Here is a 14457-nt window from a genome sequence, read left to right on the forward strand (position 1 = left end):
ATGACCACTTCAATCATATTTATGGGAACTCCCCAGTTTGCCGTGCCGGTTTTACAGGGCTTGTTAGACCAGCCTGAGTATGACGTTCAAGCCGTTTTGACACAGCCTGACCACCGGGTCGGTCGCAAGCACGTTTTGACCCCTTCACCAGTTAAGCAGTTGGCGGTTGATAATAATATCAAGGTTCTCCAGCCGGCTAAGCTAAACAAGAGCCCTGAAATGGACGAAATCATCGCCCTCCAGCCGGATTTGCTGATTACGGCGGCCTACGGGCAATTCCTGCCGAGCAAACTACTCGCGGCGGCTAAAATTGCCGCGGTAAACGTCCATGGTTCCCTCCTGCCGAAATACCGGGGTGGGGCGCCGGTCCAATATTCCATTATCAATGGGGATGCTGAGACGGGAATTTCTATCATGTACATGGTCAAGCAGATGGACGCAGGGGATGTACTTGCCCAGCGGGCCATCCCGATTGAAAAAGATGATGATAATGGCACGATGTTTGATAAGCTGAGTATTCTTGGCCGCGATTTGCTGCTGGAGACGCTCCCTGAGCTGATCGATGGGAATGCCACCGCGACTCCCCAGGATGAATCCCAAGTAGTCTTTTCACCAAACATCTCGACGGCCCAGGAACGGATCGACTACCGACTGCCGGCGGACCAAATTGATAACAAGGTCCGGGGGTTGCGGCCGGCGCCACTGGGGAATATGGTCATTGATGGCTTACGGACGAAAATTTATGATGTAACCCCCCTGGACGAAAAAACGAATTTACAGCCGGGGCAGGTCGTTCGGGCAACTAAACACCAGCTGGTCTTAGCGGCTGGCGATGGCACAACCTACCAGATCAACCGGTTGAAACCAGCAGGGAAACAGGCAATGGATATTACTGCCTACTTAAATGGTCACCAGGACTTGACGGAAGGAGCTCAAGCGGTAAGCGATGACTAAGCAAGACATGACGGCGCGTGAAGTCGCGCTGACGGCCCTCGACCGGATCCGCCGGCAAGGTGCCTATTCCAATTTACAGTTAAACCAACTCCTCAGCAAATACCACTTGAATGATAGTGACCGCCGACTGGCGACGCGAATCGTGTACGGGACGCTCCAGCACCAGCTGACCCTGGAATACTGGCTGCAACCGTTTGTAAAAGGTAAACGGCTGGATTCCTGGGTGGAAACCCTCCTGCTGACGGCTCTTTACCAGTACCACTACTTGGAGCGGGTCCCTGACTGGGCGGTCACGGATGAAACGATTGAAATTGCCAAGCACTGGAGAAATCCCGGTATTCGGAAGTTCGTAACGGGGGTTTTACACGCAGTCTTACGACGGGGGTTCCCGGACTTTGACCAGGTTCAGGACCCGGAAGAACGACTGGCGGTTCAATATAGCATTCCTCGCTGGCTTGTTCATGAACTGGGCGCTCAGTATGGACGAGCACAGGCAGCCCAGATTCTGAAAGCCGTTAACGATCCGGCCAGACTGGTCGTACGGGTTAATACCGCGGTTACGGACCTGGCAACTGTGAAGGCCAGACTGCATGCGGCCGGGATCGAATATCAGGAGAGCCGTGTAGCTCCCAACGCTTTGGTGATTACCAAGGGGGAAATCCTGGACTCACCTTTATTTGCGACCGGGCAGATCACGGTCCAGGACGAAAGCGCGATGCTGGCTGTCGATAGCATGGCTGTCCAGCCTGGTGACCGGGTCCTGGATGCTTGTGCGGCACCTGGGGGAAAAACGGTACAAATTGCGGAACGGCTTGATCCTACGGCAGGCGGGCGCGTCGACGCCTTAGATATTCACCAGCACAAGGCCCGCTTGATTCAAAAAAACGCTCGTCGGATGCAGGTTGACGACCGGGTAGTCGCTCATACTCTGGATGCTCGGCGGGTGGACGAGGAGTTTGCCGATGAAAGTTTTGATAAGATTTTAGTTGACGCTCCTTGTAGCGGGATTGGCCTCCTCCGCCGCAAACCAGAGATTCGTTATACGAAAAAACTGGCTGATTCACAAAATTTACACCAAATCCAGGGAAGTATTTTAAATGCAGTTGCCCCAAAAGTGAAAAAAGGCGGTATAATCACATATAGTACGTGCACAATTTTGCAGCAAGAGAATGAGCAGACGGTCCAAGAATTCTTGGCGGCACATTCCGACTTTCGGCTGCTAACAACTAAAACGTCACGGAACTTAAAAGATGATCGAGCATCAGCCACGTTGACGATTCTGCCTTCTGACTATGGGTCAGACGGATTCTTTATCAGTAGTCTTCAACGGATTCTTTAGAAGGGAATTAGCACTAGAATGCAAGTTGCTTATCAAACAGACGTTGGGCACCGGCGGTCGCAAAACCAAGACCGGGTCGCCCAATTTACCAATCAACGCGGAAATCAGCTAGTGGTGATTGCCGATGGAATCGGTGGTAACCGCAGTGGCGATGTTGCGGCGGAAATCACTGTCAAACAGCTTGGTCATCGATTTATGACAACTGGGCCGGAGACACCGCTGGAAGCAATCCGGTGGTTTGCCCGAGAAACCCAGCTGATTAATGATGAAATTTTAACAAAATCAAAAGAAAAAACGATTTACCAGGGGATGGGAACGACGATGGTTGCCGCGATTGCTTTTGCGGAAACCTTGGTGGTTGCCAATATTGGTGATAGCCGGGGCTATCTTTTTCACGATGGCTTAATGACTCAGGTGACGATCGACCACTCCCTTGTAAATGAATTAGTTAAGAGCGGCGATATTACAGAAGAAGAGGCCCTGAAACTTCCGCAGAGCAATATTATTACCCGGGCAATTGGAATTTCTCCCGATGCACGAATTGAAGTAAATCGGTTTAAGTTTGCTCCTGGTGACCAACTACTAATGTGCTCAGACGGCCTATTTAAGACTGTTGATAAGGAAAAAATCAAGGAAGTTCTGCTGACAACAGCCTCCTGCAGTGATAAGTGCGCGCAGCTAGTGCAACTGGCAAATGCAGCCGGCGGCCCAGATAATATCACCGTCTTGATTGGATTAAATGAATAATAGCCAGGAGGGTTGAGTATGAATCCTGGAGACATAATCGGTCACCGATACAGGATTATCCGTTCCTTAGGTGAGGGCGGAATGGCAAACGTTTACTTAGCTCATGATTTGGTTTTAGATCGTGATGTTTCGGTTAAGCTCCTGCGGTTGGACTTACGGGACGATCCAGACACTAAACGGCGTTTTCACCGTGAAGCATTGGCGGCAACCCAGCTGAATGATCCCCATATCGTAGGGGTTTACGACGTTGGTGAAGATAACGGAATGCAGTACATGGTGATGCAATACGTGCAAGGGACGGATCTGAAGGCTTTTATCAAGCAGCACTACCCGATTCCGCTGCCCCAAGTAGTTGATATCATGGAACAAGTCCTGTCAGCTGTTGAGGCCGCCCATAATAGGGGAATCATCCACCGTGATTTAAAGCCACAGAATATACTGATTGATGCTAATAAGAATATTAAAATCACCGATTTTGGGATTGCGGTTGCGACCTCCCAAAATTCGCTGACCCAGACGAATACTTTAATGGGGTCGGTTCATTACCTCTCGCCAGAACAGGCGCGGGGGAGCATTGCAACCAAGCAGTCGGATATTTATTCGCTGGGAATAATTCTTTATGAGATGCTGACGGGAACGGTTCCCTTTGAGGGGGAGACGGCGGTTTCGATTGCCCTTAAACACTTCCGCGAAGACATTCCGTCAGTGCGTACGGTTAATAGCCGGATTCCCCAGCCCCTAGAAAACGTGGTCCTCAGGGCGACCGCTAAGAACCCGCACGAACGCTATGCTAGTGTTCAAGAAATGGCGGCAGATCTGGCAACTAGTTTAGATTCCGCCCGGGATGGCGAGCCGAAGTGGCATGCCGAGTGTGACGATGGCAAGACGAAGGTCCTTTCCACCGCTGAAATTGCTAAGCAGATTCGGGCAGCAGATGCCAGCCAAGAAGAGCAGGATCAGGAGGAAGAGTCTGAATCCACGCAGCCAGCCAAGGGGAAACACCATGCCCGCTACTGGACTGCCGGAATCGCGGCAGTGGCGGTAGTTGGACTGGCAGTTGCCAGCTGGTGGTTTATGTTCCGTCAGGTAATCGTTCCTGATGTCGAGGGGCAGACGCCAATCCAAGCGGAACGGACCCTTAACCGGCAGGGGCTTCGCGTCGGAAATATTACCCGGGTTACTAACCAGCAGGTCGATAAAAACCATGTTATTTCAACCACGCCGGGGATCAGTTCAAAGAAACGGGTTAACAGCACCGTTGACCTGACCGTCAGCACCGGTGTCAAAAACATGACGATGGCAGACTATGTAGGCGATAGCTATGATGAAGTGGCTTCTTCACTCCGCGCCAAGGGCTTTACGGTGCGGAAGCAGGAGCTTCATTCCGACACGGTCGATCCAGGGATGATTATTAAGCAGAATTACAGCAAGGGTAAAGTGGTGGCGACTAGCGGCAACGTAATCAACTTTCAGGTGAGTTCTGGAAAAGAGAACATCAAAATTCCCAACTTCCGGAACCAAGACATTAGCGTTGTTCAAAAGTTTGCCAATGAACACAAGCTCCAGCTAACCACCCAGGAGAAAAAATCCAAGACAGTGGCAACCAACCACGTGATTAGTCAGACTCCTAAGGCTGGTGGCGTGTTGAACCACGGCGATACCTTGACCGTGACGCTGGCTAATTCGGGCAACCAGACGAAAACGACCAATATTCAAATCAATATTCCGTTTGATGGCAATGGTGGTCAGCGGGAAAACCGGGTCCAGATTTATATCCGGGATGCTAACCACAACCTGACGATGGAGTACCAGGACATTACGATTAACCAGGAAACAACCATTAACGTCCCGTTCACCCTTCGGAATGGTCAGATGGGGGCTTACCGGGTCGTTCGCAATGGTCGGACAATTATGAGTGCTACTAACATCACGGGTTAAGTAACGGAGGTGTGACGTGAAGACAGGAATCATACAGCAATCTTTAAGCGGCTTCTATGACGTGTTGGCAGATGGCCAGCTGTACCGGACCCGGGGCCGGGGAAATTTTCGTCAAAAGAAGGTTAAACCGGTCGTGGGCGACCACGTGGAATTTACGGTCAACGATGATGGGACATCAGGTTACCTGCTCAAAATTTTAGACCGACGCAACCTGTTGGTCCGGCCGCCCGTGGCCAACATTGACGTTGCGGTTGTGGTCACGGCTACAACCCAGCCGGCCTTTTCACCCAACTTGCTTGACCGGCAGCTCGTGGGGTTGGAAGAGCAGCGGATTACTCCCGTAGTTTATTTTTCCAAGACCGACCTGCTGACGGCAGAACAGTTCGCCCAATTGCAAGAAGTGGCGACTGGTTATGCCAATATTGGCTATCAAGTCTTTTTCAACCGGGAACCATTTGCACCGGAGCAACTGGCTAAGCTAAAGGGACTCCTGGTGGGGAAGGTTGTCACGATGATGGGGCAAACGGGGGCCGGTAAGTCAACGCTGTTGAACCACCTTGTGCCGGGGATGGACCTTGCGACCGGGGAAATTTCCCAGGCACTAAAGCGGGGCCGGCATACAACCCGCAAGGTAAGTCTGTTAGACGTTGATGGCGCGTTGATTGCTGATACACCTGGTTTTTCATCTTATGAAACCTTTGACATGACGGTGGAAGAGTTGCCGTCGCTGTTCCCCGAGATGCGTCGCTTGGCGCCTGAATGTAAATTTCGCGGCTGCCTCCACCTGAAAGAACCGGGGTGTGCAGTGAAGGACGCGCTGGAACATGGTATAATCATGAAGAGTCGGTATGACGATTATGTTCAGTTTCATGACATCATCGTCCACCAGAAGCCAAACTACAAGAAATGAGGGAATTTAGAATGATTAAGGTTGCACCATCAATTTTGAGTGCTGATTACGTAAACTTGCAAAAGGACATTGAAAAGGTTGAACAGGCCGGGGCTGAATACCTCCACATCGACGTGATGGACGGGACGTTCGTGCCAAGTATTTCTTACGGACCTGGTTTCGTTAAAGCCATTCGGCCAATCACTAATATGACCTTGGATGTCCACCTGATGGTTCAAAGCCCAGAACACATCCTCCCAATGTTTATTGACGCTGGGGCTGACATTATCGGTGTCCAGGTCGAGGCTACCCAGCACATTCACCGGGCACTGCAAATCATTAAGAACGGTGGCGTCAAGGCAGAAGTTGTCATCAACCCTGGTACGCCAGTGGCAATGATCGAACCGGTCCTGCACATGGTCGACCAGGTTCTAGTAATGACCGTCAACCCCGGCTTTGGTGGTCAGAAGTTCCTTCCTGAAACCGTTGATAAGATTGCCCAATTGAACGCTATTAAGCAGGAAAAGGGCTATGACTTTGACATCGAAGTTGATGGTGGGGTCAACGACCAAACCGTCAAGGACTGCTACCAGGCCGGTGCTACCGTGGCAGTGGCGGGTTCCTACGTCTTTAACGCTGACGACCCGGCAGAACGGATTGAAGCACTGCGGAACGCGACAAAATAAGTTGTTTTCCTGCGCCGGAGCAGATCATTAAGGAGGCAGTTGCTTCCCAAACCTTTTTAGGTGAATTACGGCGCGTTAACGGCCTCTAAAGTTTCTCAAGCGAACTTTAGAGGCTGTTTCGGCTTCATAATCGAAGCATTTTAGGATGTTTTCAAGTGAGGAGGAAGCATTAATGCGGGTTAATTTATTGGTCGGGGGACCGGTTGGGCTGGTTCCCCAGGAAGTGGTCCGGGTACGTCAGGCGGAAACTTGGATTGCGGTTGACCACGGTGCGAGTCTGCTCCTGAAATGGGGAATCACGCCCGCAGTAGCAATTGGCGATTTTGATTCGACTAGCCAGGCGGAGTTTGCACGGCTCCGGCAGCACTTGGCAGAGATTGAAACTTTCCCGCCGGCGAAGGACTTCACGGATACTCAGCTGGGAGTCAAGCTGGCAATTGACCGTTTCCAGCCAACGCAAATCGATATTTTTGGTGCTACTGGCGGCCGGCTTGACCACCTCCTGGCTAACCTGTACCTGCCTCTCCAGGATGATTTTCGGGACTATCTCGACCGGATCCGGCTCTTGGACCGGGGCAACACAGTCAGCTACTACCAGCCGGGTTCCTATACGATTACTAAGGAAGCCGATAAGGACTACTTGGCCTTTGTCAACCTCACGCCGGTCACGGGCTTAAACTTGGTAGACGAGCAGTACCCGCTTGCTGACTGGTCAAGTTCGATTCCGTTTTCCTGGTCCAGCAACCGCTTTACGGCGGCGGAGAACCACTTTAACTTTGCCAGCGGGGTAGTAGCGGTAATCCAAGCAGCGGACCAGCCGCAATTATAGCTGTCAAGGGAAAATACTTGAAAGAAAACTATTGCATTGTGCTAACCGCTATGGTAAATTAATTAGGTGAGTTACAGCGCAGATATGCGTATAAACAATACTGTAATAAAGAGGAGGGTATCACCAATGGCTAAAGATTTCATCAACGGTAAACGGACACGCTTTGGTAACAAGCGTTCTCACGCCCTTAACTCAAGTCGTCGTAGCTGGAAGCCTAACTTGCAAAAGGTAACCATTTTGGTTAACGGTAAGCCAAAGAAGGTTTACGTTTCAGCACGTACCTTAAAGTCCGGTAAAGTGACTCGGGTTTAATTAAAAATGATGCCGTCCATTGTGGGCGGCTTATTTTTTACCCAAATTACAACACCCCATTAACTACTTTTTATTGGGGTTACTTTTTATTATTAGTGTGCTATGCTATGATATTGTTAATTGTAAAGAGAATGATTTACTAACTAACAGGGAGGCCATGACGATGGCAGTAAAAATTAAAACAAAAGCGGGAACAATTGACATTGATAACGATGTGATTTCGACCGTTGTTGGTGGTGCCGCTACGGATAATTACGGTGTTGTTGGAATGGCAAGCCGGAACCCGGTGCGCGATGGTGTTAACCAGATTCTGCGCCGGGAAAACTTCAACAAGGGCGTGGTTGTGCGCCAGCAGGATAACGGAATCGTCGTTGACGTGAATATTATCGTCAGCTACGGTACCAAGATTTCAGAAGTATCCAAGAGCGTCCAGGCGAAAGTCAAGTATAACCTGGAATCAATGCTCGGCATCACCGCGGACGCCGTTAACGTCTGCGTCCAAGGTGTCCGCTCAACAGAAGACTAGGATGGAACACGGGAGGAAATTTTAATTGGCTGTAACAGAAATTACAAATCTTGAATTCGGCAAGATGGTGCAAGCCGCTGCCGATAAGTTAAACCAACAGGCGGACTTTATTAATTCGCTCAATGTTTTCCCTGTTCCTGATGGTGATACCGGGACGAATATGGCGTCCTCAATGGCGAGCGGTGCTAAGTACGAGCGGGAAGCGGCAAGTGATAATGTTGGTGACCTCAGTGCTGCACTGGCTAAGGGCCTGCTGATGGGGGCCCGCGGAAATTCGGGGGTAATCCTCTCCCAAATTTTCCGGGGCTTTGCCAAGGCCGCTGCTGGCAAGCAGACCTTGAATGCCCAAGATTTTGTGGACGCATACGCTAATGGTGCCAAAGTTGCCTATAAGGCGGTGATGAAGCCAACCGAAGGGACGATTTTAACGGTAGTGCGGGAGTCAGCTCAGGCCGGCTTAAACAAGGTCAAGCAGACCGAAGACATGGTTGAAATCGTCAATGCCATTTACGAAGCTAGCAAGGCTGCCTTGCAAAAGACCCCTGAATTGCTGCCGGTGCTTAAAGAAGTCGGTGTAGTTGATTCTGGTGGTCAGGGCCTGGTTGATGTTCTTGAAGCCTTTGACGAATCCCTTAGCGGCAAGGAAGTTGCTAAGAGTGCCGACTACAAGCCTGATCAGGCTGAGGTAGATGAAATGGTTAACGCAATGGACCACCAAAGCGTTCAGGGTAAACTAGACCCTGCTGACATCAAGTACACTTACTGTACCCAGATGCTGGTTCGCCTAGGGAAGGGGAAGGAAGTAACCAAAAAGTTTGATTACGATACTTTCTACAACTACCTGGCTAAACTTGGCGACAGTTTGCTGGTCCTAAATGACGACCAGGTTGTCCGGGTTCACGTTCACACTGAACACCCGGGACAGGTTTTGTCATGGGGACAGGAATTTGGTGATTTGCAGACGATTGAAATCCATAACATGGTCTGGCAGCAGGAAGAGATTATGGAACATGATGACGAGGGCGACGCAGCTACTTCTGATGAGCAGGCATCCCAGCCGGCAGAAACTGAGCCTGCACCAGAAACTGCGGTCATTGCGGTCGCTTCTGGTGATGGGGTGATCAAGCTCTTAAAGAGCCTGGGCGTGACCCACATCATCAGTGGCGGACAAACGATGAACCCTAGCACCAAGGACATCGTGGATGCCATTAACCAGAGTGGTGCCAAGCAGGCGCTGGTCTTGCCGGATAACGGCAATATCTTCATGACGGCTGAACAGGCGGCAGAGGTAGCGGAAATCCCAACCCGGGTCGTTCATGCCAAGACGATTGCCCAAGCGATGTCAGCGTTGCTGGATTACAATCCAGAAGCAGACCTGGCTACTAACCAGGAAAGCATGGAGGCCAACATTGGCAACGTTGCTAGTGGGGAAGTCACCCATGCTGTTCGCGACACGACCATTGATGGTCAGGAAATTAAGAAGAACGACTACTTGGGAATTGTCGACGGCAAAATTGTTGAGACTAACCCCGACCTGGAGGAAACCGCGATTGAAATGGTCAAGAAGATGCTTGACGAGGATAGTGAAATCGTGACAATCCTCTACGGAGAAGACGGCACGGAGGAAACTGCCCAGGCAATTAAAGCGGCCGTAGAAGAAGTTGACGACGAACTGGATATTCAGATTTACGAGGGTGGACAGCCAGTGTACCCATACTTGATTTCAGTTGAGTAGTTTACTGATAGACTAAAGCAACAGGTGAGGTTGGCTTTTCCCAGCCTCTTTTTACGTAGGAAGGAGGGGAGAAGATGAAGAGCTTACAGGATCCGGTAGCAGTATTAAAGGGCGTGGGGCCAAAAAGGGCCGCGGACCTGGCGACCCTCGGCATTGACACGGTCGAAGATCTCCTGACTTACTATCCAAACCGCTATGACGATGTTACTCCAGCAGATTTGGAGAACGTCCAAGACCGGCAACGAATCACTACCCAAGGGACGGTGGTGTCCGAACCCCTCCTCTCCCACTTCGGCTACCGGCGAAGTCGCCTCAGTTTTCGCCTCCAAGTCGGCCCGCGGGTAATCATGGTGACCTTCTTTAACCAGGCCTACCTCGCGAAAAGGGTCGCGCTGGGGCAAACCGTTACGGTAATGGGGAAGTGGGATGCCCAACGTGCCCAGGTTACGGCAAATAAATTCCTGTCTGCTGGTGACCAGGAGCAGGCCGATTCGGGAGCGGTTTATTCGGTCAATAAGCATATTCGCCAGGCAACGCTCCGGGGGCTGATCAAGCAGGCTTTTGATGAGTACCAAAACGTTATTCCCACCCTCCTGCCGGCGTCACTTCGTCAGCACTATCGTCTGCTGGACCGGCGGACGATGATTAAAGCCCTGCACTTCCCGGAGAACGTGGGTCAGGCCAAGGCCGCGCGGCGGACGGCTGCCTATGAGGAGTTTTTCTTGTTTCAGTTGCGCTTACAGGCCATTCGGCAGGCCCGCCGGCACGCGAATGGTGACCGTATTTTGTACCGCAATGACGAATTAAAGGAGTTTATTGCAGGAATCGGTTTCGAGTTGACCGGAGCGCAAAAACGGGTCGTGAATGAAATCTGTCGTGACCTGCGTGAGCCTTACCAGATGAACCGCCTTCTGCAGGGGGATGTCGGGTCGGGGAAGACCATCGTCGCGGCGATTGCCATCTACGCAACGATTACGGCTGGCTATCAGGCCGCCCTGATGGCTCCGACAGAAATTTTGGCCGCCCAGCACGCTGAAAAGCTGTCCCGGGTGTTCGCGGGGACCCACGTTCACGTTGGCCTGCTGACTGGTTCTTTGACCGCTAAGCAGCACCGGGAACTTACGGGGGCCATCAAGCGGGGAGAAATCAACCTGATTATTGGGACCCACGCCCTCATCCAGGACGACGTTGAGTATGCCAACCTCGGTCTGGTAATCACTGACGAGCAGCACCGCTTCGGGGTCAACCAACGGCAGCTTCTGCGTGAAAAGGGCGCCCACCCGGATGTCCTGGCAATGACGGCGACACCAATTCCCCGGACCCTGGCGATCACCGCTTATGGGGAAATGGACGTTTCCGTGATCGATGAGCTGCCTGCGGGACGGAAGGCGATTGAAACCCGCTGGTTAAAGGTCGACCAGCAGAGTGAAGCCCTTCATTTCCTGCGCGACCAGCTCGCCACGGGGGCCCAGGCCTACATCGTTAGTCCATTGATTGAGGAATCTGAGGCGCTCGACGTCCAAAACGCCACCGACTTATACAATGAGCTGGCAGAGTATTTTCAGCCCCACTACCAGGTCGGCTTGCTGCATGGCCGAATGTCTGCTGAGGAAAAGGAGCAGGCAATGCACAAGTTCCAACGGGGTGAGTACCAGCTTCTGGTTTCCACCACGGTGATTGAGGTCGGCGTTGATAACCCGAACGCGACGGTCATGCTGATTTACAATGCTGATCGCTTTGGATTAGCGCAGCTTCACCAGCTCCGGGGCCGGGTTGGTCGTGGGGACCGACAGAGTTACTGCCTGCTACTTGCCGACCCGAAGACGGATGACGGTAAGCAGCGGATGAAAACGATGGTCGAGACGAATGATGGTTTTGTCGTCGCCCAGCGTGATATGGAGCTGCGGGGGTCCGGCGATGTCCTGGGCAGTAAGCAGTCGGGAATGCCAGAATTCAAAGTTGGCGATCCGGTTGGTGACCTTAAAATGCTTCAGGTGGCGCGACAGGATGCGGCCGACCTCTTGCGGACTCCTCACTGGGACAAACAGGACGATAATCAGCCGCTGGTGTTATATCTGCAACGCCACCAGCTTGAAACACACTTTGACTAAGGAGTAGATAATAATGAAAATTGCTGTTGACGCTATGGGGGGCGACAATGCCCCTCAGGCGATTATTGCGGGGGTCGAACAGGCACGTGACCAGTACGCGGACCTCGAATTCCAACTTTTTGGCGACCCGGCACAGGTTAAGCCGCTGATTAAAAACGATGAACGGCTGACGGTCATTGAGACTACCGAAGAAATCACGATGGGTGAAGAACCAGTCCGGGCAATCAGACGGAAGAAGGATTCTTCGATTGTACGGGCAGCCCGGGCCGTAAAGGAGGGCAGCGCGGATGCCTTCTTCTCTGCCGGCAATACCGGTGCCGTATTGGCGGCCGGCATTTTTATCGTGGGCCGGATCAAGGGGATCGACCGTCCCGGCTTAACCAGTATTTTGCCCATTACCCAGCCCGGTGCGACCCGGCAGAGTTTTGTTTACCTAGATACCGGGGCCAACGCTGAAAGCAAGGAACGCAACCTGGTTCAGTACGGCTATCTCGGGAAGTTTTATGCTGAAAATGTCCTGGGGGTCGCGAACCCCCGCATTGCCCTACTGAATAACGGGGCCGAGGAAGATAAGGGTGATAAGCTCCATAAGGATGTGTGGCAGCAGTTGAATGCCGCGAGTGACCTTAATTTTGTCGGCAACATTGAATCGGGGGACCTCCTTGTGGGTAAAGCTGATGTGGTGGTCAGTGATGGCTGGACTGCCAACGCTGCTTTGAAGGCGACCGAAGGAACTGCCAAGATGATGCTGACCCTGATTAAGGATGGAATCTTAAATGGCGGCCTTCGGGCAAAGCTAGGCTACCTCCTCTTAAAACCAGTCTTCCATAATATCGGCAAAAAGATGAGCGCGTCGACTTACGGCGGGGCAGTATTGCTCGGCCTACAAGCGCCGGTAGTCAAGACTCACGGTTCCTCCGATGCAACGGCGGTCGCTAACACGATCAGTCAGATTCGGACGATGCTGACCTCTGGGGTAATCGAGAAAACGGTCGACTTTTTTGGTCAGGAAGCGGTAGTGGACAAGGACGGCAAAAACGAATAGAATAGGATTCGGATTTAATAAAGTGAGGTTATTTACCATGGCTGAAAATGATAAGCGTACACAAATTTTTAATAAGGTTTCTGAAATCGTGGCAGACCACTTCGATATTGACCGGGCTAAGATTACCGATGATTTGAATCTCAAGACCGACTTGGATGCCGACTCGATTGATTTTGTTGAATTTGTCCTGGAACTAGAAGATACTTTCAACGCGGAAATTGCCGATGACGAAGCAGAAAAGCTCAGTACAATCGGTGAAGTGGTGGACTACATCGACCAGCATACCGCTGACTGAGTTAGGAGGCCAGTGGGCCGGCTACTGTATTGAAGCATTTTTATCTATGTAATAGTTGAGGCTGGGAATTAACTTCAGCCTCTTTCCTATTTTAAAGGCAAGAATGCCACGGCGCTGGCTGTAAGTTTGCCCGCTGGTCAGCCAGCAAAGGACTCTCCCGACATGCCCCGCGGTGAACGGCAAACATCAGGAACGGGTACTTAACCAAGTTGGACCGGTTTCTCTTCTCCGTATGGTGGGGCTTTTTTCTTTTTAAATCGCGAAAAGCCTGCGCGGGGCGGACTTGTTTAGTATAATAGAAAAGAATGTAATTTTTATAGTAAGAAGAAAGGAATCTAAACATGATCGAAGAACTACAAGACTACTTGGCCAAGGAATTTGATATTCATTTTTCTGACCCGCGCTTGTTAGCAGAGGCCTTTACCCAGGCTTCGTATGTCAATGAGCACCCTCATCAGAATTTGAAGTTTTACGAACGGATCGAATTCCTTGGCGATGCCGTGTTGGAACTGATTGTTTCAGAATATATTTATAAACGCTATCCCGAGTTGCCCCAGGGTAAGCTGACCCGCCTGCGGGCCGCTATGGTGTGCGAGGATAGCTTTTCTAAGTTCGCCAAGGAGTGTCATTTTGACCAGTACATCCGGCTGGGTCACGGGGAGGAACTCGCGGGTGCTCGCCAGCGGCCGGGACTGCTCTGTGATATTTTTGAATCCTTTGTGGGGGCCCTTTACCTTGACCAAGGGCGGCCGGCAGTTGAAAAGTTTGTCCGCCGGGTCATCTTCCCGAAGCTGGACATGGGCTGGTTCGACCACGCTGTTGATGCTAAAACCAGCTTGCAAGAGTTTCTCCAGCGGGATGGCGATGTTTTGATCGAGTACCACCTCCTTGAAGAGAGCGGGACTGAGAACAACCCCGCCTTCCATGTCGATGTGGCAGCCAATGGTCAGGTCATTGCGGATGGTCAAGGGTCATCGAAAAAGCAGGCTGAGATGCAGGCAGCCCAGCGCGCCCTGAAGAAATTACGAGCAAAGAAGTAACGTGAGAGTAG

General features: G+C 51.6%; 14 protein-coding genes. All 14 read left to right on the forward strand.

Annotation, left to right across the window (positions count from 1 at the left end; genetic code table 11):
• The 14 genes from fmt to rnc all read left to right on the forward strand — a co-directional run bounded on the left by fmt (window position 1) and on the right by rnc (window position 14446).
• The gene (gene fmt, locus FC49_RS03760; protein WP_056984307.1) at window positions 1–954 is read left to right on the forward strand and encodes a methionyl-tRNA formyltransferase; all 954 of its coding nucleotides are present in this window, start codon (window positions 1–3) and stop codon (window positions 952–954) included.
• On the forward strand, window positions 947–2293 hold the full coding sequence (rsmB, locus tag FC49_RS03765; RefSeq protein WP_056984310.1) for a 16S rRNA (cytosine(967)-C(5))-methyltransferase RsmB: 1347 nt from the start codon (window positions 947–949) through the stop codon (window positions 2291–2293). The genes fmt and rsmB overlap by 8 nt, the downstream gene beginning before the upstream one ends.
• Window positions 2294–2311: 18 nt before the next feature.
• On the forward strand, window positions 2312–3040 hold the full coding sequence (locus tag FC49_RS03770) for a Stp1/IreP family PP2C-type Ser/Thr phosphatase (protein WP_056984312.1): 729 nt from the start codon (window positions 2312–2314) through the stop codon (window positions 3038–3040).
• Window positions 3041–3058: 18 nt separating this feature from the next.
• Complete coding sequence (pknB, locus tag FC49_RS03775) at window positions 3059–4978, forward strand: Stk1 family PASTA domain-containing Ser/Thr kinase (protein WP_056984313.1); 1920 nt, start codon at window positions 3059–3061, stop codon at window positions 4976–4978.
• A 16-nt stretch (window positions 4979–4994) separates the two neighbouring features.
• Window positions 4995–5888 (forward strand): ribosome small subunit-dependent GTPase A, encoded by an 894-nt coding sequence (gene rsgA / locus FC49_RS03780; RefSeq protein WP_056984315.1) that lies wholly within the window; start codon window positions 4995–4997, stop codon window positions 5886–5888.
• A gap of 11 nt (window positions 5889–5899) precedes the next feature.
• Window positions 5900–6553 (forward strand): ribulose-phosphate 3-epimerase, encoded by a 654-nt coding sequence (rpe, locus tag FC49_RS03785; RefSeq protein WP_003715732.1) that lies wholly within the window; start codon window positions 5900–5902, stop codon window positions 6551–6553.
• A 172-nt stretch (window positions 6554–6725) separates the two neighbouring features.
• Window positions 6726–7382, forward strand: coding sequence for a thiamine diphosphokinase (locus tag FC49_RS03790; protein WP_003715710.1), 657 nt, complete (start codon window positions 6726–6728; stop codon window positions 7380–7382).
• Between the two features lie 126 nt (window positions 7383–7508).
• Window positions 7509–7694: a 50S ribosomal protein L28 gene (rpmB, locus tag FC49_RS03795; RefSeq protein ID WP_003713527.1), complete on the forward strand. Its 186-nt coding sequence runs from the start codon at window positions 7509–7511 to the stop codon at window positions 7692–7694.
• A 163-nt stretch (window positions 7695–7857) separates the two neighbouring features.
• A complete protein-coding gene (locus FC49_RS03800) occupies window positions 7858–8220 on the forward strand; it encodes an Asp23/Gls24 family envelope stress response protein (protein ID WP_003715705.1) in 363 nt (120 codons plus the stop codon).
• A gap of 25 nt (window positions 8221–8245) precedes the next feature.
• On the forward strand, window positions 8246–9955 hold the full coding sequence (locus FC49_RS03805) for a DAK2 domain-containing protein (protein WP_056984317.1): 1710 nt from the start codon (window positions 8246–8248) through the stop codon (window positions 9953–9955).
• Window positions 9956–10029: 74 nt separating this feature from the next.
• Complete coding sequence (gene recG / locus FC49_RS03810) at window positions 10030–12066, forward strand: ATP-dependent DNA helicase RecG (RefSeq protein WP_056984319.1); 2037 nt, start codon at window positions 10030–10032, stop codon at window positions 12064–12066.
• 13 nt (window positions 12067–12079) lie between these two features.
• Complete coding sequence (gene plsX / locus FC49_RS03815) at window positions 12080–13111, forward strand: phosphate acyltransferase PlsX (RefSeq protein WP_056984321.1); 1032 nt, start codon at window positions 12080–12082, stop codon at window positions 13109–13111.
• Between the two features lie 37 nt (window positions 13112–13148).
• A complete protein-coding gene (gene acpP, locus FC49_RS03820; RefSeq protein WP_003713297.1) occupies window positions 13149–13406 on the forward strand; it encodes an acyl carrier protein in 258 nt (85 codons plus the stop codon).
• A 341-nt stretch (window positions 13407–13747) separates the two neighbouring features.
• Window positions 13748–14446: a ribonuclease III gene (gene rnc, locus FC49_RS03825; RefSeq protein WP_003713437.1), complete on the forward strand. Its 699-nt coding sequence runs from the start codon at window positions 13748–13750 to the stop codon at window positions 14444–14446.
• Window positions 14447–14457 lie beyond the last annotated feature (11 nt).

The organism is Limosilactobacillus oris DSM 4864 (assembly GCF_001434465.1).
GTDB lineage: Bacteria > Bacillota > Bacilli > Lactobacillales > Lactobacillaceae > Limosilactobacillus > Limosilactobacillus oris.

Excerpts from the sequence above, each read along its gene's own strand:
- rpmB (WP_003713527.1), top strand. The coding sequence starts at position 7,509 with ATGGCTAAAGATTTCATCAACGGTAAACGGACACGCTTTGGTAACAAG.
- FC49_RS03770 (WP_056984312.1), top strand. The coding sequence starts at position 2,312 with ATGCAAGTTGCTTATCAAACAGACGTTGGGCACCGGCGGTCGCAAAAC.
- rpe (WP_003715732.1), top strand. The coding sequence starts at position 5,900 with ATGATTAAGGTTGCACCATCAATTTTGAGTGCTGATTACGTAAACTTG.
- rnc (WP_003713437.1), top strand. The coding sequence starts at position 13,748 with ATGATCGAAGAACTACAAGACTACTTGGCCAAGGAATTTGATATTCAT.
- plsX (WP_056984321.1), top strand. The coding sequence starts at position 12,080 with ATGAAAATTGCTGTTGACGCTATGGGGGGCGACAATGCCCCTCAGGCG.
- acpP (WP_003713297.1), top strand. The coding sequence starts at position 13,149 with ATGGCTGAAAATGATAAGCGTACACAAATTTTTAATAAGGTTTCTGAA.
- recG (WP_056984319.1), top strand. The coding sequence starts at position 10,030 with ATGAAGAGCTTACAGGATCCGGTAGCAGTATTAAAGGGCGTGGGGCCA.
- pknB (WP_056984313.1), top strand. The coding sequence starts at position 3,059 with ATGAATCCTGGAGACATAATCGGTCACCGATACAGGATTATCCGTTCC.
- FC49_RS03800 (WP_003715705.1), top strand. The coding sequence starts at position 7,858 with ATGGCAGTAAAAATTAAAACAAAAGCGGGAACAATTGACATTGATAAC.
- rsmB (WP_056984310.1), top strand. The coding sequence starts at position 947 with ATGACTAAGCAAGACATGACGGCGCGTGAAGTCGCGCTGACGGCCCTC.
- FC49_RS03790 (WP_003715710.1), top strand. The coding sequence starts at position 6,726 with ATGCGGGTTAATTTATTGGTCGGGGGACCGGTTGGGCTGGTTCCCCAG.
- fmt (WP_056984307.1), top strand. The coding sequence starts at position 1 with ATGACCACTTCAATCATATTTATGGGAACTCCCCAGTTTGCCGTGCCG.